The sequence below is a fragment of the Leifsonia sp. A12D58 genome, assembly GCF_047530025.1.
GTDB lineage: Bacteria > Actinomycetota > Actinomycetes > Actinomycetales > Microbacteriaceae > Cryobacterium.
Map to the genome: position 1 here is coordinate 415,821 of NZ_JBLJAT010000002.1, position 20,774 is coordinate 436,594.

Annotated in this window: 19 protein-coding genes; 10 read left to right on the top strand and 9 right to left on the bottom strand. The window is 63.8% G+C overall.

The features are described from left to right. Positions 1 to 71: 71 nt before the first annotated feature. Positions 72 to 842 (bottom strand): hypothetical protein, encoded by a 771-nt coding sequence (locus ACMT3I_RS07820; RefSeq protein WP_414803903.1) that lies wholly within the window; start codon positions 840 to 842, stop codon positions 72 to 74. A gap of 504 nt (positions 843 to 1,346) precedes the next feature. Here ACMT3I_RS07820 and ACMT3I_RS07825 point away from each other — a divergent pair. Beyond that, entirely contained in the window at positions 1,347 to 2,879 is a 1,533-nt protein-coding gene (locus ACMT3I_RS07825) for a carboxylesterase/lipase family protein (RefSeq protein WP_414803904.1), read from the top strand. Between the two features lie 93 nt (positions 2,880 to 2,972). Here ACMT3I_RS07825 and ACMT3I_RS07830 read toward each other — a convergent pair whose 3' ends face one another. The 5 genes from ACMT3I_RS07830 to ACMT3I_RS07850 form a co-directional block, all read right to left on the bottom strand. Further along, positions 2,973 to 4,094, bottom strand: a complete 1,122-nt coding sequence (locus tag ACMT3I_RS07830) for a DNA alkylation repair protein (protein ID WP_414803905.1) — start codon at positions 4,092 to 4,094, stop codon at positions 2,973 to 2,975. A 115-nt stretch (positions 4,095 to 4,209) separates the two neighbouring features. Then, on the bottom strand, positions 4,210 to 4,470 hold the full coding sequence (locus tag ACMT3I_RS07835) for a DUF6458 family protein (protein ID WP_414803906.1): 261 nt from the start codon (positions 4,468 to 4,470) through the stop codon (positions 4,210 to 4,212). Between the two features lie 174 nt (positions 4,471 to 4,644). Beyond that, on the bottom strand, positions 4,645 to 5,649 hold the full coding sequence (locus tag ACMT3I_RS07840; protein ID WP_414803907.1) for a zinc-dependent alcohol dehydrogenase family protein: 1,005 nt from the start codon (positions 5,647 to 5,649) through the stop codon (positions 4,645 to 4,647). A 73-nt stretch (positions 5,650 to 5,722) separates the two neighbouring features. After that, positions 5,723 to 6,082: a hypothetical protein gene (locus tag ACMT3I_RS07845; protein ID WP_414803908.1), complete on the bottom strand. Its 360-nt coding sequence runs from the start codon at positions 6,080 to 6,082 to the stop codon at positions 5,723 to 5,725. 135 nt (positions 6,083 to 6,217) lie between these two features. Further along, on the bottom strand, positions 6,218 to 7,177 hold the full coding sequence (locus ACMT3I_RS07850; RefSeq protein ID WP_414803909.1) for an NAD(P)-dependent alcohol dehydrogenase: 960 nt from the start codon (positions 7,175 to 7,177) through the stop codon (positions 6,218 to 6,220). A 100-nt stretch (positions 7,178 to 7,277) separates the two neighbouring features. Between ACMT3I_RS07850 and ACMT3I_RS07855 the strand changes: the two genes are divergently transcribed. Next, entirely contained in the window at positions 7,278 to 7,841 is a 564-nt protein-coding gene (locus ACMT3I_RS07855) for a TetR/AcrR family transcriptional regulator (RefSeq protein ID WP_414803910.1), read from the top strand. 45 nt (positions 7,842 to 7,886) lie between these two features. On the opposite strand, the gene ACMT3I_RS07860 is transcribed toward ACMT3I_RS07855, so the two are convergent. Beyond that, positions 7,887 to 9,113 (bottom strand): RimK family alpha-L-glutamate ligase, encoded by a 1,227-nt coding sequence (locus tag ACMT3I_RS07860; RefSeq protein ID WP_414803911.1) that lies wholly within the window; start codon positions 9,111 to 9,113, stop codon positions 7,887 to 7,889. A 25-nt stretch (positions 9,114 to 9,138) separates the two neighbouring features. Here ACMT3I_RS07860 and ACMT3I_RS07865 point away from each other — a divergent pair, with 25 nt between their 5' ends. The 7 genes from ACMT3I_RS07865 (at position 9,139) to ACMT3I_RS07895 (ending at position 16,262) form a co-directional block, all read left to right on the top strand. Beyond that, positions 9,139 to 9,624, top strand: a complete 486-nt coding sequence (locus ACMT3I_RS07865) for an ATP-dependent zinc protease (protein ID WP_414803912.1) — start codon at positions 9,139 to 9,141, stop codon at positions 9,622 to 9,624. Between the two features lie 302 nt (positions 9,625 to 9,926). Next, positions 9,927 to 11,000 carry an alkene reductase gene (locus ACMT3I_RS07870; RefSeq protein ID WP_414803913.1) on the top strand — a complete coding sequence of 358 codons (1,074 nt, stop codon included), beginning with the start codon at positions 9,927 to 9,929 and terminating at the stop codon, positions 10,998 to 11,000. A 325-nt stretch (positions 11,001 to 11,325) separates the two neighbouring features. Beyond that, positions 11,326 to 12,726: a dihydrolipoyl dehydrogenase gene (lpdA, locus tag ACMT3I_RS07875; protein WP_414803914.1), complete on the top strand. Its 1,401-nt coding sequence runs from the start codon at positions 11,326 to 11,328 to the stop codon at positions 12,724 to 12,726. A gap of 116 nt (positions 12,727 to 12,842) precedes the next feature. Beyond that, complete coding sequence (rox, locus tag ACMT3I_RS07880) at positions 12,843 to 14,273, top strand: rifampin monooxygenase (RefSeq protein WP_414803915.1); 1,431 nt, start codon at positions 12,843 to 12,845, stop codon at positions 14,271 to 14,273. A gap of 84 nt (positions 14,274 to 14,357) precedes the next feature. Then, complete coding sequence (gene panB / locus ACMT3I_RS07885) at positions 14,358 to 15,206, top strand: 3-methyl-2-oxobutanoate hydroxymethyltransferase (protein ID WP_414803916.1); 849 nt, start codon at positions 14,358 to 14,360, stop codon at positions 15,204 to 15,206. A gap of 64 nt (positions 15,207 to 15,270) precedes the next feature. Continuing rightward, positions 15,271 to 15,978 (top strand): DNA alkylation repair protein, encoded by a 708-nt coding sequence (locus ACMT3I_RS07890; protein WP_414803917.1) that lies wholly within the window; start codon positions 15,271 to 15,273, stop codon positions 15,976 to 15,978. A gap of 101 nt (positions 15,979 to 16,079) precedes the next feature. After that, positions 16,080 to 16,262: a hypothetical protein gene (locus ACMT3I_RS07895; RefSeq protein WP_414803918.1), complete on the top strand. Its 183-nt coding sequence runs from the start codon at positions 16,080 to 16,082 to the stop codon at positions 16,260 to 16,262. A gap of 164 nt (positions 16,263 to 16,426) precedes the next feature. Here the strand turns inward: ACMT3I_RS07895 and ACMT3I_RS07900 are convergent, their stop codons facing one another. Continuing rightward, a complete protein-coding gene (locus ACMT3I_RS07900; protein ID WP_414803919.1) occupies positions 16,427 to 17,389 on the bottom strand; it encodes a LysR family transcriptional regulator in 963 nt (320 codons plus the stop codon). A gap of 77 nt (positions 17,390 to 17,466) precedes the next feature. Between ACMT3I_RS07900 and ACMT3I_RS07905 the strand changes: the two genes are divergently transcribed. Beyond that, a complete protein-coding gene (locus ACMT3I_RS07905) occupies positions 17,467 to 19,206 on the top strand; it encodes an L-aspartate oxidase (RefSeq protein WP_414803920.1) in 1,740 nt (579 codons plus the stop codon). Between the two features lie 9 nt (positions 19,207 to 19,215). Here ACMT3I_RS07905 and ACMT3I_RS07910 read toward each other — a convergent pair whose 3' ends face one another. Beyond that, a complete protein-coding gene (locus ACMT3I_RS07910) occupies positions 19,216 to 20,604 on the bottom strand; it encodes an ATP-binding protein (protein WP_414803921.1) in 1,389 nt (462 codons plus the stop codon). Positions 20,605 to 20,774: the final 170 nt, after the last annotated feature.

The window sequence follows — 20,774 nt, forward strand, 5'->3', positions numbered from 1 at the left end:
CAAGCGTGGCACAGGAATGCCGCACTCGATGCGGCAGCTGTCGCGCCCGCCTGCGCGAGCAGGCCGGGAGCCTAGTCGGCGTCGAGACCACCCAGGCGCGACAGGACGGCGGCAAGCAGTGTGCCCTCGGCATCCGGGATGACGTGGTGGTTGAGGTAAATACCCTCCAGCCACGAGAGTACCTCGTCTGCGGGCATGCCGACGAGCGTCCAGTCCACCCCTGGACCCGCCTTGGTCAACGGAGCGCCTGAGCGCGGATCGAGCCAGGCCTGAGCGATGGGACGATCCGGCTCGGCACCGTCCGGAGTCCAGAGCAGTGCGATCGGGTGGTTGTCACCGTCGATGTGGTCGTGTGCGACGCTGCCGGCGCCGAGCCAGGGAAGCGTCATCAGCTCGCCCTCGACTTCTACCTCAAGCAGGTCGAGCTGAGTGGGTTCTTCAACTTCGCAAACGTAGAGGTCGTAGCCCTCGTCGTGCCAGGCTGCAGCCTGCGCGATGTCGTCAAGAAGTTCTGGCATGAGTGCTTTGAAATCGGTAAGCAGCAGCTTCGCCCAGACGATCAGACGCTCGGTGTCTGCGATCGGCCACGGGCTGCTGTTCTTGTGCCCACCATCGAGGCCGTGGAAATGGTGCTCAAGCCTGCCCTCAGACGTTTCGAGGTGCAGCTGACCGTCGGTGAACTCGACGTAGAGCGCGCAGAACTCATCGGTGTCATCCCAGTCGGCGAACAGCACCGGCTTGGCGAATCGAGGCGGCAGAGTCACTGTAGCTGCGTTCTTCGTTCCCAGGTTCAGCACTGCACGAAGCCGTCGGTTCGGCAGGCGCAAGCTCAGATCAGTCATGCACCCATTCTATTTTCTCGGCACCCCACTCGGTTGACCGCCCGCCGCTAACTATGGAATCGGCGAGATAAGAGCGGGGCGCAGCGCTATGGCCGCGTCGCCCGGTCGTGCAGCTGCTGATTGACAGGCGCAAACGCCGTTGAAGTGTCGCCGCTTTTAGCGCATACTCATTACCGAGCACCACTCGGTTTTTGTGGTGCTCGGCCAACTTTAACGGCAGTCTCGACGATGAGGAGCCCCATGTCCCCGCAACCCCCATTTCCCTACCCCGTATCCGAGTTCATCCCCACCGGAACAATCTCAGCAACGGCGGCGTGGCCGCAGCAAAAGACCTCGGCCTCCTGAACATCGCCACCACCAGCCCCAGGCGATGAGCGCCGCAGTCGCCGGTCTCATCATCTGGTTGGGCTGATATCCGATGCTGTTTGTCTTCGGAATCGTCTTCATGATCCTTGCCGCATTGGCTACCATCCCCATTAAGAGCGTGCGTTAGGAGCACCACGAATGTCGAACATCCCCTCCCCTCATTCCACCGAACAACCAGCGTCAGCCGAATCAGCCACCGCCGAGTTCGTCGAAGTCGACACGCAGGCCGGACGCGTCCGCGGCTGCTGGCGTCCGACGACCGGCGGCCGTGGCCGTGCCAGGTCAGCCGGCTTCCTCGGGATCCCATTCGCCGAGGCGCCGGTTGGCGAGCTGCGGTTCGCCGCACCGGTGGCACGCCGTCCGTGGGAAGGGGTGCTCGACGCACTTGAGTTCGCGCCGACCGCCCAGCGCGGCGACCCCGGAGTTACCCTCATCCCCGAGCCGAGTGTGCCCGGCGAATCGACGCTCAATGTGAATGTCTTTACGCCATCGCCCGAACGTGCAGCAGCCGGCGAAGGCCTGCCAGTACTCGTCTGGATCCACGGCGGCGGCTACTTCGCCGGCTCCCCGGCGAGCCCCTGGTACGACGGCCGCAACTTCAACCGCGATGGTGTGGTCACCGTCTCCCTTTCGTACCGACTCGGGTTCGACGGTTTCGGCTGGATCTCGGATGCCCCGAGCAACCGTGGCGTGCGGGACTGGCTTCTCGCCCTGGAATGGGTGCAGAACAACATCGCCGAATTCGGCGGCGACCCGGCTCGCGTCACCATCGCGGGCCAGTCCGCTGGCGGTGGCGCCGTTCTCACCCTGCTCGGCATGGAAGCTGCCCAGCACCTCTTCCACGGGGTCTACGCAATCTCTGGCGCACTCGCCGATATCGCCACAGATCGGAGCGAAAAGTTTGGTCGTGACCTCGCCGCCGCTGCCGGAGTCGCTCCGACGCGCGCTGGCTTCTCGGCACTCGACGAGGACCGCATTCTCGAACTGCAGAAGAAGGCCACCGAACTCGGCCCAGAGTCGATGCTCGCCGTCATCGACGAGGGGCTGCCACTGGGCCCGGCCATCGACGGCGACCTCATCCGGCGCTCAACGCAGGAGTCGCTCAGGGCCGGTATCGGAGCCGACAAGCCGCTCGTCATCGGCGCCACCGACGACGAATTCTCGATGATCTTCTTTGAAGCCCAGAAGAAGCTGCGCTGGATTCCGAAGTCGATCATGCTCAAAAAACTGGGGATGCAGAAGCAGAACATGAAGCCGTATCTTGCGGCGAACGCCGACGTGGCTCGCAAGGGCACCGCGCGCATCGCCGGCCGGTACCTCACAGACAAGATGTTCCGCACCTCGGTGCCACGACTTGTCGCCCTGCGCGGCGACGCGCCCACCTGGGTGTACCGCTTCTCGTGGCCATCCGGCACGTTCGGCTTTGCCGAGCACTGCCTCGACGTGCCGTTCTTCTTCGATTGCCTCGACGGGGTCGCGATAGAGCCGCTGGCCGGACCGAACCCACCGCAACGACTCGCCGACGAAGTGCACGGCGGTGTCGTCTCGTTCATCGAAACAGGCGAACCTGGCTGGCCTCGCTACACCGAAGGCTCACGCCAGACCCGTGTCTACGACACTCCGTCCAGCGTGGTCACCGACGGATACGCGAGCGTGCGCCCGCTGCTCTGAAACTCCTTGGCTTAACGGAGCGGATACTGCACGGGCCTGGTGAGCTGGAGGGCTATCTTCCAGCACGCCGGGCCCGGGCAGCACACCTCTTCCTTACTCGCCGGCATCGGCGTCAGCAGCCCGTAACCTGAACTCCGCCCGCGGCGTCTCCACCCCGTTGATCTGGAGCGTGATGGCGTGCGCGCCTGGGTGATACCGACGGGTCGTGATCGCTCGGAATGAGTGCTCGCGGCCAACCTCGAGGCTGGCACCGGGCGCGAGCGTCTGTGTTGTCAGCTTGAATGTCTTGCCACTCAGGGTGCCGTTGGCCTTCTGGTGATAGACGATGTAGTCGATCGCTAGCCTGGCGGGCTCGTCGCCCACGTTGCGCACGAGCGCGCTGAACCGGACGCTCTCCCCGAAGCCCACTGTCGTGCGGTCGAGCATCGGACCGTCGATCTCGACGGCAGCCGGAGCGAAACCGAGCAGTCCGAGCGCACCGGCGTCACCCTTTTTGATGAGGGTGCGCAGTGCAGTCTTGACGAGCCGCTCGGTGTTCGCGTCTGGCGCGGCCATCCAGCGTGCGGCAGTTTCGACGACCAGGTCGGGATGATCCCGACTGATGTCGTTGAGATGGTTGGCTACCGAGCGGCGCACGTACTCGGACTCGTCTCGATACAGCGCATTCAGGATCGGCAGCGTGACGCCGGGATTCGCCTGAATCTGGGGCACGCGCGTCGACCAGGGCAGATAGGGGCGAGTGCCTTCGGACGCGAGACGACGCACATCCACGTCTTTAGACGACGTCCACTCCAGCACGTGTTCGAGTGCACGATCGAGGTCGTGACGCAGCAGCGTACGGATGGCGAACTCTGAGGTGAGCCGGCCGGTCAGTTCGGCCAAGAGGGCAAGCGCGTCATCCGTGGCTGCTGGCACGCCATCCGCCACCGCCTTCGTCGCGATAGCCGATGTCACGGGCCAGATCAGCCAGCCCGTGAAGTCGGATGACTGGTGTGCCGCTGCGCGCAGCACGCGCGCAAGGTCCGTGTACTCCCCGGGCAGATCAGCCAGCAGGGCGTCGCGCAGCAGATCCGCACGTTCACGGAGCCCGAGCGGACCGAGCATACCTGGGGCTTCCCTTAGAGCAGTCAGCTCACGGTCGGGGGTCACACTGTGGATGATGCGCACAAGTGTGTGCGCTGTCTGGTCGCTGATGAGTTCGTCGGCAAAGGGCACATCGGCCTACTTTACGGGCCGAAGTGGCCGCCGTGAAAAGATCAAAGCCCTCAGGCAGCCCCTCCCGCGCGGGGAGAAGCTGCCTGAGGGCGCGTCGATTCTCTGGGCGACCGCGTTACACCAGCGGGTCGTTAGTGTCGGTCTTGCGCTGAGTGACCTGTTCGCCGCTGGCCGGATCGACCGCTGAGCGCACGGTGGACACCGACTCACGACGACGCGATACCAGGACGAGGCTGATGATGAAGACCACAACGCCAGCACCCATCAGGATGTAGCCGATGAGGGCCAGGTCGATGACTCCCCCGAGGTCAACGTTGACGGCGAATGCCAGAATCGCTCCAATGACGAACAGTGCAATACCTGTACCGATACCCATTACTGATCCTTTCAATCTCCCCGACATATATGCCGGGCGCGGCATCCGCTTCGACAATCGGGTGATTGTCCGCGCATCCGTCTACCGCCCGACATTTCTACCATGTTCGGCGAACTCGTATCCAGAACAATCTGTCTCGCTTTGACGTTCGCACGAGACGTGGCGGCTGCATCGCTAGAGACCGACGGTGAGCACCAGCGATCCCGAAGCATGGCCATCTCGGAGCGCCGAGAGCGCCTCGCCGAGACCGTCGAACTGCACCCGGGAGACTGTTGGTGACAGCTGAAGATTGCGTGCAATTTCTAAAAAGCGGATGCCGTCTTCCCGGGTATTCGCCGTGACCGTGCGCAGGTCACGCTCGTGAAAGAGTGTCGACGAATAGTCCATCTGCGGAATGTCCGACATGTGGATGCCAGCCAGCGCGACTGTCCCGCCGGCCTTCGTTGCGGCCAGCGCCACGGGTACCAGCTCTCCGGCCGGGGCGAAGATGATGGCGGAGTCAAGCGGCTCGGGCGGCTGCGCTGTCGCCTCAGCGACGAAGGCGACACCGAGTTCGGCCGCCAGCGCCCTGTTGCGCTCCCCGCGCGTCATCGCGAATACGCGCGCACCACTGGCCATCGCCAGCTGCGCCGTGATGTGGGCGCTCGAACCGAATCCATAAATGCCGAGCACTCCGCCCGGCGGCAGGTTGGCCCTGCGCAGCGCCCGAAAGCCGATGATTCCGGCGCAGAGCAATGGCGCCGTTTCGTATGGGTCGGTGTCCGCGGGCAGCCGGTACGCATATGCCTCGGGTACCGTGGCGTACTCGGCGTACCCACCGTCGGCATCCCACCCCGTGTATTCGGAGAAGGGGCAGAGGTTCTCCGCTCCCGACCTGCACCACTCGCAGACTCCGCAGGTGCGGCGCAGCCAGGCGATGCCGATCAGGTCGCCCTCCTGCAATGTCGATACGCGCGGGCCGGTGCCTACAACGCGTCCGATCACCTGGTGACCCGGTATGACAGCGGGGTGATGCACCGGGATGTCGTGGTCGATCACGTGCAGATCGGTGCGACAAATGCCGCAGACGAGCACGGCAACCAGCACTTCGTCGTCACCGGGTACAGGGATGGCACGTTCGACCTGCTCGATAATTCCGGCGGTCTCTCCCGTCGCCCAGGCCCGCATCAGTTCAGGCATCGTCGGCCCTTCTCGTGAGTTGCCGGGCGCTACTGCCCCGGCGTTATTGGCCCGGTGTGCTATTGGCCGGGCGTTATTGGCCGGGACCGAGCAGCACGGCGAGGAGTGCCGCGGCTCCCCCGACGATGAAGAGCAAGGTCCCGAGTTGCATGGTTCGTGACTTGTTGCGGTCGGCGACAGGCACCGACACCTCGAGGATCGGACAGCCAGACCACCCGATCAGCCCGATACTGAGTGCGACGAGTCCTGAGCCGATCCACCAGAGAACTCTGAGTACCGTTGAGAGTACGGCAGGGCGCCATCCGCTGGCGAGCAGCAGACCTGACACGACCGCTACTGCCCCCACGGTGACGGCGAACCAGGCGGTTCCCGTGTGCATGACCCGCTGGACGTTGATCTCTGGACTTGTCAGATCGTGGTTGGTCGTTCCCATGGAGTGCTTCTCACTTGATCTTTTGCTACCTGTTGGATTGCATCTTGCGCTGATGCGATCTGTCTCCAGACTACGACGCGAGGGCAGTTTGGGGCCGGGCGGCGTGACGCGAGGCGTCCGCGAACCCTCGACCAGTCAGGATGCGACGGTGATGACGATTTTCCCCCGCAGCGCCTGAGCGTCGAAGGTGCGGTGGGCGTCCTGAAGATCTTCGAGGGGGAACGTTCCGTGAACGAGCGCCCGGAGACCATGGGTCTCGGCAAAACTGGTCACGCAGGCGAGAGAACCTGGCGGTGGTTCTCCAGCGAAGGTGCGGATGCGACGCGGGCCAAAGACAATCGACGCCGCGATGGTGGCTAGGCCCGCCGCCGAGTTGAACGCCACTCCCACCATTCGCCCCTGCGGGGTGAGCAGCCGTCGCCACCGCAGCAGGTCGGTGCCGACGGTGTCGAGGATCACATCCGTCGGCCCGACCAATGCCGGGCTGGCCGTCGCGTAGTCGAAGAATTCCTGCGCGCCGAGGTCTCGTGCGATCTGCTCGTTGCGAGCAGAGGCCAAGACGGCCACTCGTCCGCCGAGCGCGGCAGCGATCTGCACGGCGGCGCTGCCGACTCCCCCTGTACCGCCGCGGATCAGAACGCGTTCACCCGGCTGAAGGCGTGCGACATCCCGCAGTGCCCGCAGCGCGGTGTATCCGCCGACGGCGAAGGCTGCGGCCTGCACGTCGTCAAGAGTGTGTGGAGCACTCGCTATCTGGTGCGCGTGGGCGACGGCATAGTCGGCGGTCAGTCCTGTCGGATTCTTCATGCCGGCGGTGTCTGACCGGATTCCCCAGACCCGATCGCCTGGGCCGAAGCCCTGCACTCCTGCTCCGGTGCGCTCGACGGTGCCGACCATGTCGATCCCCAGCCCCTGCGGCAACCGGCGACCCGTCAGCATCCTGAGCCGACCATCGCGGCGCACCACGTCAACGGTGTTCAGGCTCGATGCGCTTACGCGAACGAGAACTTCACCGTCGCCTGGTTCAGGCACAGCGGTCGTGGTGACGGCGACAGCGCGCCAATCGCCGAAACGGATGATCTGTGCGGCGCGCATGGCGGCTCCTGAGTGAGGTGGGTCCGAAGTGAAAGTGCTCTTCCACTTGGTCACGCTAGCACTAAGTGAAAGCGGTCAACCATTTGGGTAGGCTGTCACCATGACCCTTCGAGCCGACGCCCGCGATAATCGTGAGCGAATCATCGACGCTGCCGCAGAGCTGTATGCGACCGATGGTTTGGCGATCCCCATGTCAGAGATCGCCAGGCGTGCCGGCGTGGGCGCAGCGACGCTCTCGCGTCGGTTCCCGTCGAAAGACGCTCTCGTCGACGCCGTCTTCGAACGCCAGCTAGGCGGATGGATGAACGCCATCCACCAGGCAGAGCAGGCCGACGACGCCTGGCTGGCATTGACAACACTTCTCGAAAATGCCTGCGTGCAGCAGGCCCACGATCAGGTCTGTGCCGAGCTTGTCGTCCACGCATTCCTGCGCGGAAGCTCGTTCGAGGCCCAACGAGCCACCGCCAGGGCGATACTCGAGCGGATCATTTCTCGAGCTCAGCAGCAAGGCGCTGTCGCAGCGGATATTGGCTGGGATGACGTCGTGCTGCTGATCGAGGCAAATGCCGGTGCCGCAAGCTTGGCAACCACCGACGCCGAGGCCGCAGCACGACGCCTCGTGCGCCACTTCCTTCGATCTTTTGCCGCCACAGAACCCGCGTAAATGCCGCGAGTTGATTACTGTCAGCTGAGTACCGCAGACTGGCGGCTAGACCGCGGGTGCTGACACAGGACCGAGAGCAGATCCGGGTGCCGGGATCGGCTCCTTGGGAAGCTTGCGCACCTTGGCGCGTCGGCGACGGCGTTCGGGCACCATCGAGCGCATCTCGTCGAGCTTGCCAAAACAGAGCAGCCTGTCGCTGGCTTCGAGCACCAGATCGCCCTTGGGGTTGGGCATGACTGTAGTGCCCCTGTGCAGCGTGAGCACGGTGATGTCGCGCTCGCCCAGTCCGGAATCCATCAGTCGCTTGCCGACGAAATCAGCGTTGCTGTAGACAACGATCTCTGCAACGCCATAACCCGTCGAGACGCTGAGGCGCTGTCGAACGTCAATCTCGGGGAACCCGACCTGGTCGGCGATGTAGTCGATGATCGCACCGGCGACATCCAGTCCTGTTGCGCGCTCGATGCCTTCGAGGCCCGGTGACGAGTTGACCTCCATGATCAGGGGGCCGTCGTTGCCCTCGAGCATGTCAACACCGGCCACGCGCAGGCCCATGATCTGAGCGGCCCGCACGGCTGCTCGGGTGTACTCGGGGCTCAGCTCGACAGGCTCGACTGTGCCACCACGGTGCACGTTCGAGCGGAACTCATCGCCGCTGGCGACTCGGCGCATCGCCGCAACCACGCGGTCGCCGACGACGAGTGCGCGGATGTCACGGCCACGGCTCTCCGAGATGAAGCTCTGGATCAGCACGTTCTGTTTGGTCGAATGCAGTGTCTCGATGATCGCCTCGGCGACTTTCACCTCGGGCGCCAGGATGACGCCGATGCCCTGAGTTCCCTCGAGAAGCTTGATGACGACGGGAGCTCCACCGACTCGCTCGATGGCCAGACGCACATCTGCCCGGCTGTGCACGAACGCCGTCGCGGGCATGGCGATGTCGTGGCGGGACAGGATCTGGCTGGCACGCAGCTTGTCGCGGGCATTGGAGATGCCATTCGCGGTGTTGGGCGTGTAGACATCCATCTGCTCGAACTGACGAACGACGGCTGTGCCGAAGTAGGTGATCGAGTTGCCGATGCGCGGCAGAATCGCGTCGTAGTCCGACAAAAGCCGACCGCGATACTGCAGATCGGGCTCAGGGCCAGACAGATCAATGGCGAAGCGCAGTGTGTTCAGTACCTTCACCTGATGACCGCGTTGTAAGCCGGCTGCTTTGAGCCTCTGAGTTGAATAGGCCTGTGGGGCGCGCGAGAGGATAGCCAGTTTCATCGGTTGAGCCTGCCAAGATAAAGGAGTGAGAGAACCCGTCTATTCAACCACCATCGCGGGCTGGCGCGAGTGGATCGGCCTGCCGAGTATCGGCGTGCCCTGGATCAAGGCAAAGCTCGACACGGGTGCACGCAGTTCAGCTCTGCACGCCTTTGACATCGAAGAATTTACCGGCGAAGACGGCAGCGACCGCGTGCGTTTTCGCGTGAAACCGTGGCAGCGCTCTGAAGCGGATGCCGTGCTGGTCGAATGCCCGGTTCACGACCGCCGCTCGGTACGCAGCTCTTCTGGCCATAGCGCTGAACGCATCGTCGTGCTGCTGAAAGTCGAGCTTTTCGGGCGCACGATCACGACTGAGACGACGCTGACGAACCGCGACCAAATGGGTTTCCGAATGCTCATCGGCCGAGAGGCGTTGCGCCAGGGATTCCTCGTGGATTCGGGCAAGTCGTTCCTCGGCGGGCGTGCTCCGAAAGAAATCCGTCGCAGTAATCGCGGAGCTAACTCGTAGCAACGCGGAACCGATTCGTAGCAACTGCTGAAGTCAGCTAGGCGCGCGTTGCAGGAGTTATGCTCGACTACCGCTAGGCCAACACCGGGTTCGCCATGCGCGGAATTAGTTGTTTGCGCGCATTACATTCGTGAGCAACAATGGGTGACGCGCCTGTTTTTGTTCCCACGCGCGATTTGGCCGCGATGCAGCATTCCTCCGTCCGCGGAAGGGATGCGCCGGCCAGCGGCCGCCCCGCGCTCAGCTGCGCTGAGCTGCGGAAGAGCTCTGAACGGCGCCCCACAAATTGAAAGGCACTATCAATGGATTTGTTCTCCCCGCTCGCACTCGGCGACCTGCAGCTGTCGAACCGCGTCGTCATGGCACCCCTGACACGGACGCGCTCCGGCGAAGCCGGCGTGCCCGGCGCATTGGTGGCCGAGCACTACGCGCAGCGCGCATCCGTCGGCCTGATCATCACAGAGGGCACCTACCCCAGCCACGAGTCCCGTGCGTACCCAGGGCAGCCCGGCATCGTCACCGACGAGCAGGTTGACGGATGGCGCGCGGTCACCGACGCCGTTCATGCCAAGGGCGGACGCATCGTGATGCAGCTCATGCACTCCGGTCGCGTCTCACACACTGAGATCACCGGCACCGAGCGCATTGTCGCTCCGAGCGCCATCGCCATCGCCGGTGAGACCCACACCGCGACCGGAAAGGTCGCATACCCGGTTCCCCATGCGCTGACGACCGACGAGCTTGCGACAGTGCGCGACGAATTCGTCAGTGGAGCGAAGAACGCCATGCGCGCCGGATTCGACGGCGTGGAAATCCACGGCGCAAACGGATACCTGCTGCACGAGTTTCTATCACCCGTCTCGAACGTGCGCGAGGACGGCTACGGCCAGACTCCGACGAACCGAGCTCGATTCGTCATCGAAGTGACCGAAGCCGTGGCCGAGGCCGTCGGCGCCGCGCGCGTCGGCATCCGCCTGTCGCCGATGCACAACATCCAGGATGTGTTCGAGACCGACCTTGAGGAGTCGAAGGCAACCTACGATGCCGTCGTCGATGGCATTGCACCGCTGGGCCTGGCATACCTGAGCGTCTTGCACAGCGACCCGGCCGGCGATCTGGTGCAGGATCTGCGCACGCGCTTCGGCGGCGGATTCATCGCCAACAGCGGATTCAGCCGCATCACCACTCGCGCCGAGGCGATCGCGCTCGTTGAGGCCTCCCACGCCGACGCTGTCGCCGTCGGTCGTCTGGTGATCGCCAACCCCGACCTGGTCGAGCGCTGGCAGGGATCTCTGTTGGAGAACGAGCCGAACCAGTCGACCTTCTACGGCTCAGGCGCCGAGGGCTACACCGACTACCCGAGCTTGGTCGCCTAACCATCTGATCGCCTGATCGCCTGATCGCCTGATCGCCGAGAGCCTCCTGGGTTGCAGTGATGACAACGTCGTCACTGGCCAGGAGGTTTTTGCGCCCATTGCATCTGCATAACTCCTGCAATTTGCCACCTGCGTCGGTAACGTCCCCGGAATCCTGCGGCGGCTGTCGGCCCACGCGCCATCCAGCAGGAGTTATGCATCCACTGTGGTCGCGCCAGACCAACCGCTGCGCCCTGAACCCGGCAATGTCGGTGAGACCCGTGACGATTTCAATACCCGCTGGCATGCTGGACAGAGATAGAACCTCCTACAGAAGGAGTAACCCATGAGCATCCACTTCGACGTCGTTGTTCTCGGTGCCGGTCCCGGCGGGTACGTAGCCGCGATCCGCGCCGCCCAGCTCGGCCTGAAAATTGCAGTAATCGAGCAGCAATACTGGGGTGGAGTGTGCCTGAACGTGGGCTGCATTCCGTCGAAGGCACTGCTGCGCAACGCTGAACTCGCCCATATCTTCACTCACCAGGCCGAGCTGTTCGGAATCTCGGGCGACATCGCGTTCGACTACGGCGTCGCGTATGACCGCAGCCGCACGGTGGCCGACGGCCGGGTGAAGGGGGTGCACTTTCTGATGAAGAAGAATGGCATCACCGAGATCGACGGGCACGGTTCATTCACCGATGCCCAGACGATCGAGGTTGCCCTCACCGGCGGCGGCACTGAAACCGTCACTTTCGGTGATGTGATCATCGCCACCGGTTCGACGGTGCGCCTGCTTCCGGGCGTCGAGCTCAGCGAGAATGTGGTGACCTACGAAACGCAGATCCTCACGCGGGCGCTGCCACGCTCAATGGTGATCGTTGGCGCAGGAGCCATCGGTATGGAATTCGCCTACGTACTGAAGAGCTACGGTGTCGACGTCACGATCGTCGAGTATCTGGATCGCGCCCTGCCCAACGAAGACATCGACGTGTCGAAAGAGATCACGCGGCAATACAAGAAGCTGGGCATCGAGATCCTCACGTCCACGAAGGTCGAAACCGTCGTCGATGACGGCAGTGCGGTCACCGTCACCTACGCCGCGGCATCCGGTGAGCGTTTCAGTCTCCAGGCCGACAAGGTGCTGATGTCGGTGGGCTTTGCACCGCGTGTGAACGGCTTCGGACTCGAAACCACCGGTGCGGCTCTGACCGACCGGGGAGCGATTGAGATCAACGACTACATGCGCACCACCGTGCCGCACATCTACGCCATCGGTGATGTCACCGCGAAGCTGATGCTCGCACACGTCGCCGAGGCTCAGGGGGTCGTGGCGGCCGAGACAATTGGGGTAGCGGAAACCATGGCGCTCGGCGACTACCGGATGATGCCGCGCGCGACGTTCTGCCAGCCGCAGGTCGCCTCGTTCGGACTCACCGAGCAGCAGGCGCGCGACGAAGGGTATGACGTGCGCGTGGCGAAGTTCCCGTTCACCGCAAACGGCAAGGCGCAGGGCCTGGGCGAACCGGGCGGCTTCGTCAAGCTCGTCGCCGACGCGAAGTACGGTGAACTGCTCGGCGGCCACCTGATCGGGGCCGATGTGGCCGAGCTGCTGCCCGAGCTCACCCTCGCTCAGAAATGGGACCTCACTGCGCTCGAGCTCGCACGCAACGTGCACACTCATCCGACGCTGAGCGAAGCGCTGCAAGAGGCGTTCCATGGACTCACTGGCCACATGATCAACCTGTAGGGGTAACCGGCGCCGCTCTGAAATGATCAGTGACATTGCGCACGGTGAAGCGCTTGTCGCGTCGACCGCCACACAGACGTCGACCGCCACACAGACGGAGTGATGAGGGGGCTGTCGTGTACGACGTGATCATTGTCGGCGCGGGCCCGACCGGCGTGATGCTGGCCAGCGAGTTGCGTTTGCGGGGCATCGATGTGCTGGTGCTTGAGAAGGATGCGGAGCCGACCAAAATTGCCCGCGCACTCGGTCTCCACACGCGCAGCGTTGAAATCCTTGACCAGCGCGGACTACTCGATCCCTTCCTCGCGCTCGGCCAGACGTATCCGCTCGGCGGTTTCGCCGGCATCCCCGCACCGCCGCCGGCCCATCTGGACACTGCGCACCCGTACCTTCTCGGTATTCCGCAGATCCTCACCGAGCGACTGCTGCTCGAACATGCAGCCGAGCTCGGCGTCAAGATCCGGCGCGAGTGCGAGGTTGTCGGAGTGAGTCAGGACGAGCTCGGCGTTACGGTCGAGCTGACTGATGGAACGCAGCTGCTCTCGCGCTTTCTCGTCGGCTGTGACGGCGGTCGCAGTGCGGTGCGCAAGTTGCTCGGTGTTGGCTTTCCCGGTGAGCCCAGCCGGCAAGAGATGCTGCTGGGGGTAGTGGAGTTGGCAATGCCGGCGGATGAGATCGACCGTATAGTGACCGAGGTTCGTCAGACCCACAAGAACTTCGGCGCGGGGCCCGTTGGCGACGGACTGTACCGCGTCGTCACGCCCGCCGATGGAGTGGCCGAAGACCGCGCAGCCCCGCCGACGCTGGCGGAGCTCAGTGATCAGCTGCGCGTGTTCGCCGGCACTGACTTTGGTGCACACTCCCCGCGGTGGCTGTCCCGCTTTGGGGATGCGACCCGGCTGGCGGATCGATACCGCATTGGCCGGGTGTTTCTGGCGGGTGACGCCGCCCACATCCACCCGCCGTACGGCGGTCAGGGCCTCAACCTCGGCATCCAGGATGCCTTCAATCTAGGCTGGAAACTGGCAGCCGAAGTCGCTGGCTGGGCGCCGACCTGGCTCCTCGATAGCTACCACGCCGAGCGGCATCCGGTCGCCGCCGACGTACTGGACATCACCCGCGTGCTGGGCGAATTACTGCTGCAAGAGCCGGGGCCACAAGCCGTCAGGCGCCTGATCACCGAGCTGATCAACTTCGAGGATGTGAACAGGCACCTGGTCGAGAAAGTCAGTGGGATCGGCATCCGCTACGACTTCGGCGATGAGCCCGGGCATGAGCTGCTCGGTCGGCGCCTGCGAGATATCCGTCTGACGCGCGGGCGGCTGTACGAGCTGATGCACGCCGGTCGCGGGCTACTGCTCGACCAGACCGGCGAGCTTTCGATCGACGGCTGGGCTGACCGGGTCGATCACGTCGTCGACGTCAGGGAGGAACTGGATGTGTCTGCCGTGCTGTTGCGGCCCGACAGCCACATCGTCTGGGTGGGTGACGACCAGCAGGCTCTGGACGACCATCTGCACAGGTGGTTCGGCGCAAGCGGCAGCTGATGACGGAGCTGCATGACTCGACCGGCCGGGCGCAGGTCGCTGGTAATCTTGGGGGCCGCAACTCACGAACAAAGGGACGATTGCATGACGGACGCGCCCGCGCCTTACGGATCCACGCCACTCGCCACAGGCCCGTCGGGCAAGCGAGTGCGCATTCCCCAGCTCCGACAGTGGAAGCGTGAGGGGCACAAGTGGGCGATGCTCACGAGCTACGATCAGCTCACCGCCACGATCTTCGAGGATGCCGGCATCCCCGTCCTGCTTGTTGGCGACTCCGCCTCCAACAACATTTTCGGCAACGACACGACGTTGCCGGTCACCGTCGACGAGCTTCTGCCGCTGGTACGGGCCGTCAGCCGTGCAACGTGGCGCCCCATCGTGATCGCTGATCTGCCGTTCGGCTCATATCAGGAGTCTCCCGAGCAGTGTTTTCGCACGGCAGCTCGATTCATGAAAGAGGCCGGCGCACACGCCGTCAAGATCGAGGGTGGGCTTGAGGTCGTGCCTCAGGTTGAGAAGCTTGCCGCAAACGGAATCCCGGTCATGGCGCACATCGGATTCACTCCCCAGGCAGAGCATCAGCTGGGCGGGTACCGAATCCAGGGCCGCGGGCCAGACGCCGACCGACTCATGGCAGAGGCCAAGGCGCTTGAAAGAGCCGGTGCATTCGGCATCCTCATTGAAATGATTCCCGGTGAGCTGGCCACTGCGATCACCGCATCAGTTGACATCCCCACTGTCGGCATCGGTGCAGGCGTCGGTTGTGACGCTCAGGTATTGGTGTGGCAAGACATGGCCGGCCTGCGTTCGGGCAACCTCCCCCGATTCGTCAAGCAGTACGCTGACATGCGGACCACCCTCCACGGAGCCGCGACGGACTTCGCCGCCGAAGTCAGCGCGAGCGAATTCCCTGGCCCCGCTCACACGTTCTAGGCCACTGCCAGGTGTGTCTCAGCTCTCGCCGTAGGCTGAATCTCACAGACGATGGGAGGCAGCGATGGCTCAGACGACGACGGTAGCCGGATCGACAGTGGCCGAGGTGATGGCCGAGCTCGCCGCGCTTGAAGACCCGAAGGCCCGCGCGATCAATGCCAGACACGGCGATGACCACGGAGTGAACCTCAGCAAGCTGCGCGCAGTGGCCAAGCGGCTCAAGGCCCAGCAGGATCTTGCGCCCGAGCTGTGGCAGACGGGCGATACCGCTGCCCGCCTCGTGGCTATCCTGATCTACCAGCCACAAGCACTCGAGCGTGACGAACTGGATGCCATGTTGCGCGAGGCGCGCATCCCCAAAGTGCACGACTGGCTGGTGAACTACGTGGTGAAGAAGAGTAAGCACGCCGGGGAGTTGCGGGTTGTCTGGTTCGCCGATCCAGACCCGGTTGTCGCGAGTGCAGGCTGGGCCCTGACGTCCGATCGGGTGGTGAAAGATCCCGACGGCCTCGACATTCCTGGACTGCTCGACACCATCGAGGCAGAAATGAAGGATGCCCCCGAGCGTTTGCAATGGGCGATGAACACGTGTCTGGCTCAGATTGGGATCACGCACCCGGAGTATCGCGATCGCGCCATCGACATCGGGGAGCGTCTCGAGGTGCTCAAGGACTACCCGGCTCCCCCGAACTGCACGTCGCCCTTCGCTCCCATCTGGATCACCGAGATGGTGGGTCGGCAGCACACTACTGAGCATGCAGCAAGCCACTGAGCAAGCACTCGGGTTGCCTGGCTAGCACCCCCTGTTGGCACAGGTGGACGCTTGACGTTCGCCATCCCTCTTCAGCATGCTGAAGAGTGGGAAGGGATCACATGCGAAAGATCTCGAAAACAGCGGTGTGGGCCTCGGTTGTCGGCATTGTCATCTGGTTAGCCGGTACAGCCCTGCTCATATTTGGAGAAACGCTTCCGGTCAAGATTGTGGGAATAGTTATGTTCGCCATCGGACTGACTCTGCCCGCCTGGGCAGCCGTCATAGAACGACGCGGCCAGTGAGATCACAGCGATTACGAGCGGAAGGTGACGTCTTATACACAAAGTGACCTATCCAATGGGTGTCTCACTTGATGGCTACATCGTCGGCCCGGACGGCAACTGGGCTTGATCGATGAATACCGAACCAGCGTGTATCCGGTGATGGTCGGGCAAGCGCAGAAACGCTACAACGCTCGCACAATCAGTCCCTCGGCCGTGGTGTTGACCGACGAGAGGATGTCGGCGGTGTCGATGATCATGTCGTGCATGGCCCGGGCGGCGCGGGTCAGCGTGACATCGCTGCGATGAGCGAGGCTGACCTCGCGGGTCAGGCGCGGCGCGCTGAGCCTGACGGAGCGTAAGCCCGGTCGATCGGTCAGGACCATGGCGGGAACGACGGCAACGCCGAGCCCACGCTCGACGCAGCGCAGCACCGCATCCATTTCGCCCCCTTCGAGCACGATCTGCGGCGTCAATGACGCGTCGCGGAAGGCCTGCATCGTGGCGGCACGGAGGTCGTAGTTCTCGTGGAAGGTGATCTGTGGGAGTACAGCGAGCCCTGCGAGAGTGAGCGACTTCCGGTTTCCAAACAGCGGGCTCTGCGCTGCGGAAATGATCACGAGTTCTTCGGTGAGCAGCGGGATCCGTTGCAGGCTCGCGGACGAGCTGCTCCCACCGCCCCTGCTGCTGCCCCCTTCGTCAGAGGTGGTGATCAGCGCGAGATCGAGCGCTCCGCCGGCCAGGTCGTCGAGCAGTCCGCGCGAGCCGCCTTCGGTCAGGTGCAGATCGATGCCTGGGTACGCCGTGTGGAAGGAGGCCAGCACCTCGGCGACCAGGCTGATACAGAGCGTTGGCGTGGCACCGAGACGCACCCGTCCCTGTTTCAGGCCCGCGAGCTCGTGCATCTCGTGACGGACGGCTTCGGCATCTGCCAGCATCCGCTTTGCCAGCGGCAGCAGCGATTCGCCCGCTGCCGTGAGGGTGATGTTGCCTCGAACCCTGTGAAACAGCTCGGCACCGAGGTCGGATTCAAGCGTTGCGATCTGTCGGCTGAGTGAGGGTTGCGCGAGGTGCAGTTGCGCCGCGGCTCGGGTGAAATGCCCGGTGCGGGCGACTTCGACGAAGCTCTGCAACTGTTCCAGGTTCATATCGATAGCCTAAGCACATTGAACCAACTCGAATGATTCATTGGACTAATCAACAGGCGATTCTTAGCGTTGAGCTCATGACTTCAGCAACACGCAATGAAAAGCAGATCTCCACGACTGTGCTCGTGATCGGCACCGGCGGATCGGGCCTGCGGGCGGCCATCGAGCTGGCCGAAATGGACACCGACGTGCTTGCCGTCGGCAAGCGCCCACGCAACGACGCACACACCTCGCTCGCCGCCGGCGGCATCAACGCAGCACTCGGCACGATGGATGAAGACGACTCCTGGCAGCAGCACGCGGCCGACACCATCAAGGAGAGCTACAACCTCGCCAACCCTCATACCGTCGAGATTGTCGCCCGCGGTGCCGAGCAGGGCATCCGCGATCTTGAGCGTTACGGCATGTCATTCGCCCGCGAAGAAGACGGCCGCATCTCGCAGCGCTTCTTCGGCGCCCACACCTTTCGCCGCACCGCGTTCGCCGGCGACTACACGGGCCTCGAAATCCAGCGCAGCCTGGTGAATCGCGCCGCGCAGCTGAACGTCCCCATCCTCGACGAGGTCTACATCACTCGCCTGCTCGTGCGCGACAACCAGGTGTTCGGTGCGTACGGCTTCGATATCAACACCGGCACCCGCTACCTCATCCACGCGGATGCCGTCATCCTCGCCGCCGGCGGACACAACCGGATTTGGCGCCGCACGTCGTCACGTCGCGACGAGAACACCGGCGACTCGTTCCGCCTGGCCGTCGATGCCGGTGCCCGCCTGCGGGACCCGGAGCTCGTGCAGTTCCACCCGTCAGGGATCATCGAGCCGGAGAGTGCTGCCGGAACCCTGATTTCTGAGGCAGCCCGCGGCGAAGGCGGCATCCTGCGCAATGCCCTCGGCGAGCGCTTCATGGAGCGCTACGACCCGGTGCGGATGGAGCTCTCGACTCGCGACCGCGTGGCGCTGGCCGCGTACACCGAGATCAAGGAGGGCCGCGGCACTGAGAACGGGGGCATTTGGCTTGACGTCTCGCATCTGCCGCGCGAGGTGATCATGGATCGCCTCCCCCGCGTGTACCAAACAATGATGGAACTTCAGATGCTCGACATCACCCAGGAGCCGATCGAGATCGCGCCGACAGCGCACTATTCGATGGGTGGTGTCTGGGTGCGCCCCGACGATCACAGCACGGATGTCGACGGCCTTTATGCGATCGGTGAGGCCTCCAGCGGGCTGCACGGCGCGAACCGTCTGGGCGGCAACTCGCTCATCGAGCTGCTCGTCTTCGGCCGGATCGTGGCACGTGCCGCCGCCGCATATTCCGCTTCACTGGAGTCGCAGCCGCGCTCAGCGGAGGCGCTTGCCCAGGCCAGAACTGAGATCGACAATCTGCTCACCGCCGACGGCCACGAGAATGTGCGTGCCCTGCAGCGGGCCATCCGCAACATGATGACCGAACATGCCGGCGTCGTGCGCGATGAGGAGGGCCTCAAAGCCGGCCTCGCCAAGCTCGACGAGATCGAGCAGCGCATGGGTCAGGTCGGGATCCACCCCGACATTGCCGGGTACCAAGACCTCGCGCACGCCTTCGATCTCAAGGCCTCGGCCTTGGCGGCTCGGGCAACCCTCGAGGCTGCCGTCGAACGTCGTGAAACCCGCGGATGCCACAACCGCAGCGACTACCCCGACACCGACCCGGCGCTGCAGGTGAACCTGGTCTGGTCGCCCTCGACGGGTGTGACCCGTGAGGAGATCCCACCGGTACCCGCCGAGATCGCGGCGCTCATGGCGGAGGTTTCGACCGTCGGCAAGCTGGTGGAGTAGCCAGCTCCCTCAGCGGATGGGCACCCGCACGTCGGAGCCACCCTCTGGCGTGAGCCGAGTTCGAATCTTGAGCAACGTCGGGGCTGGCACGAATCCACCGGCAAAGAGCGCCTCGCCCTGTTGAAATTGAGGAGAGCTCGCGAGCAGCTCGGGCGGTGCGAACCCGAAGATCGTCGCGAGCTCGTCGAGGTCGACCGGCGAGCTCATCCGCATCAGGGCCAGGTTGTCGCATTGGGAGATGATGCTCGGGTGAATCTTCGACGGGCGCTGGGTCGAGAGGAGCAGCCAGAGGCCGAATTTGCGCCCCTCTGCGGCAATCTGGATGATGCGTTCCAACACTGCTCGGTGCAACGGGGAGTCGTTGTCGGGCGAACAGAGATTGTGCGCCTCGTCGATCACGATGAGGATGGGTCTCCGTGACTCGCGCTTGGCCCACAGGTCATCGAGCACCGACAACGCAACGACAAGGTTCTCGCCGGGAAAGGCGAATCCGCCGAGGTCGAGAACTGTCGCGTCTGGACGCTCGTCCACGATGAGGTTCGCCTCTTTACCGTCGTATGCCCATACCTCCCAATCGACTAGCCGAAGGTTCTCGATACGTTGCGCCAGCGCCTGCGCGGCCACCTCTGTGCTTGCGCGCAACCGCGGCACAAGGTCTTCGTGATTGCCAGTGGTGAGACCGTTCGCCTCGAAGTGCATGAGCAAGTTGTACTCATCGCGATCAACAACAGGGTCAAGGCGCAGTATCGCTGCCTTCGACCGAATCGAGAAGTCGGTGAAGCGCGCCAGAAGCGGCTCGTTTCCGGTGCCGCTGGGTCGCAGGATGCGGATGTCTCGTTCCTGCAGGGCGCGATGCTCAGGCACGTCGCTGTCGGAGATCAGTTCATGCAGCCGCACGAAGTCGGCGTTCGGGTCGAAGATGACCATCGGGAGCCCCGTATGCACCAGCAGCTGTTCAAGCACTACGCCGAGTGCGTACGTCTTGCCCGAACCGCTCTGACCACACCAAAAGGTATGCCGGTTGAATCTGCCAGGAATCAGCCGGGCGCCGATCCCGTCGGACTCAACGAGCGATCCGACATTCAGCGTGGCCCCCGCAGAAGAGTAAACGAGCTCGATCGCATCGGAATCCGCCGCCACGATTGCGGCCTCGAAGAATGCAGTGGGCCGTGATGGGTCGAGGAGACCATCGTCAGTGATCGTCCCGAGGATGCGGCCAGCACCGACTAGTACGCCGTCGTCAGTGAACTCAAGACTGTCGACGATACCGATCTTCTGCAGACCAGTCACACCATCCGTCGTGACGATGAAGCTCCCAGGGACCAATGGAGCGTCGGTTGAACCGGTGAATCGAAAGATACTGCCGTTCACTGACGTGGCGGTGCTCGCGGAGGGCACTGGCACCTCGGAACCCGGTACGGGGGTAGATGCGGCTGGCACTGTGGGGGCTGCGGTCGCTGCGGTCACTGTGTGTCCAATCAAGTCGAGCGGATGCCGAGTGCTGTTGCTGGTGCTGGTGCTCCTGAACTTATTCCGACGTCAGGAGAGGAGCAAGGGACCAACGCGGG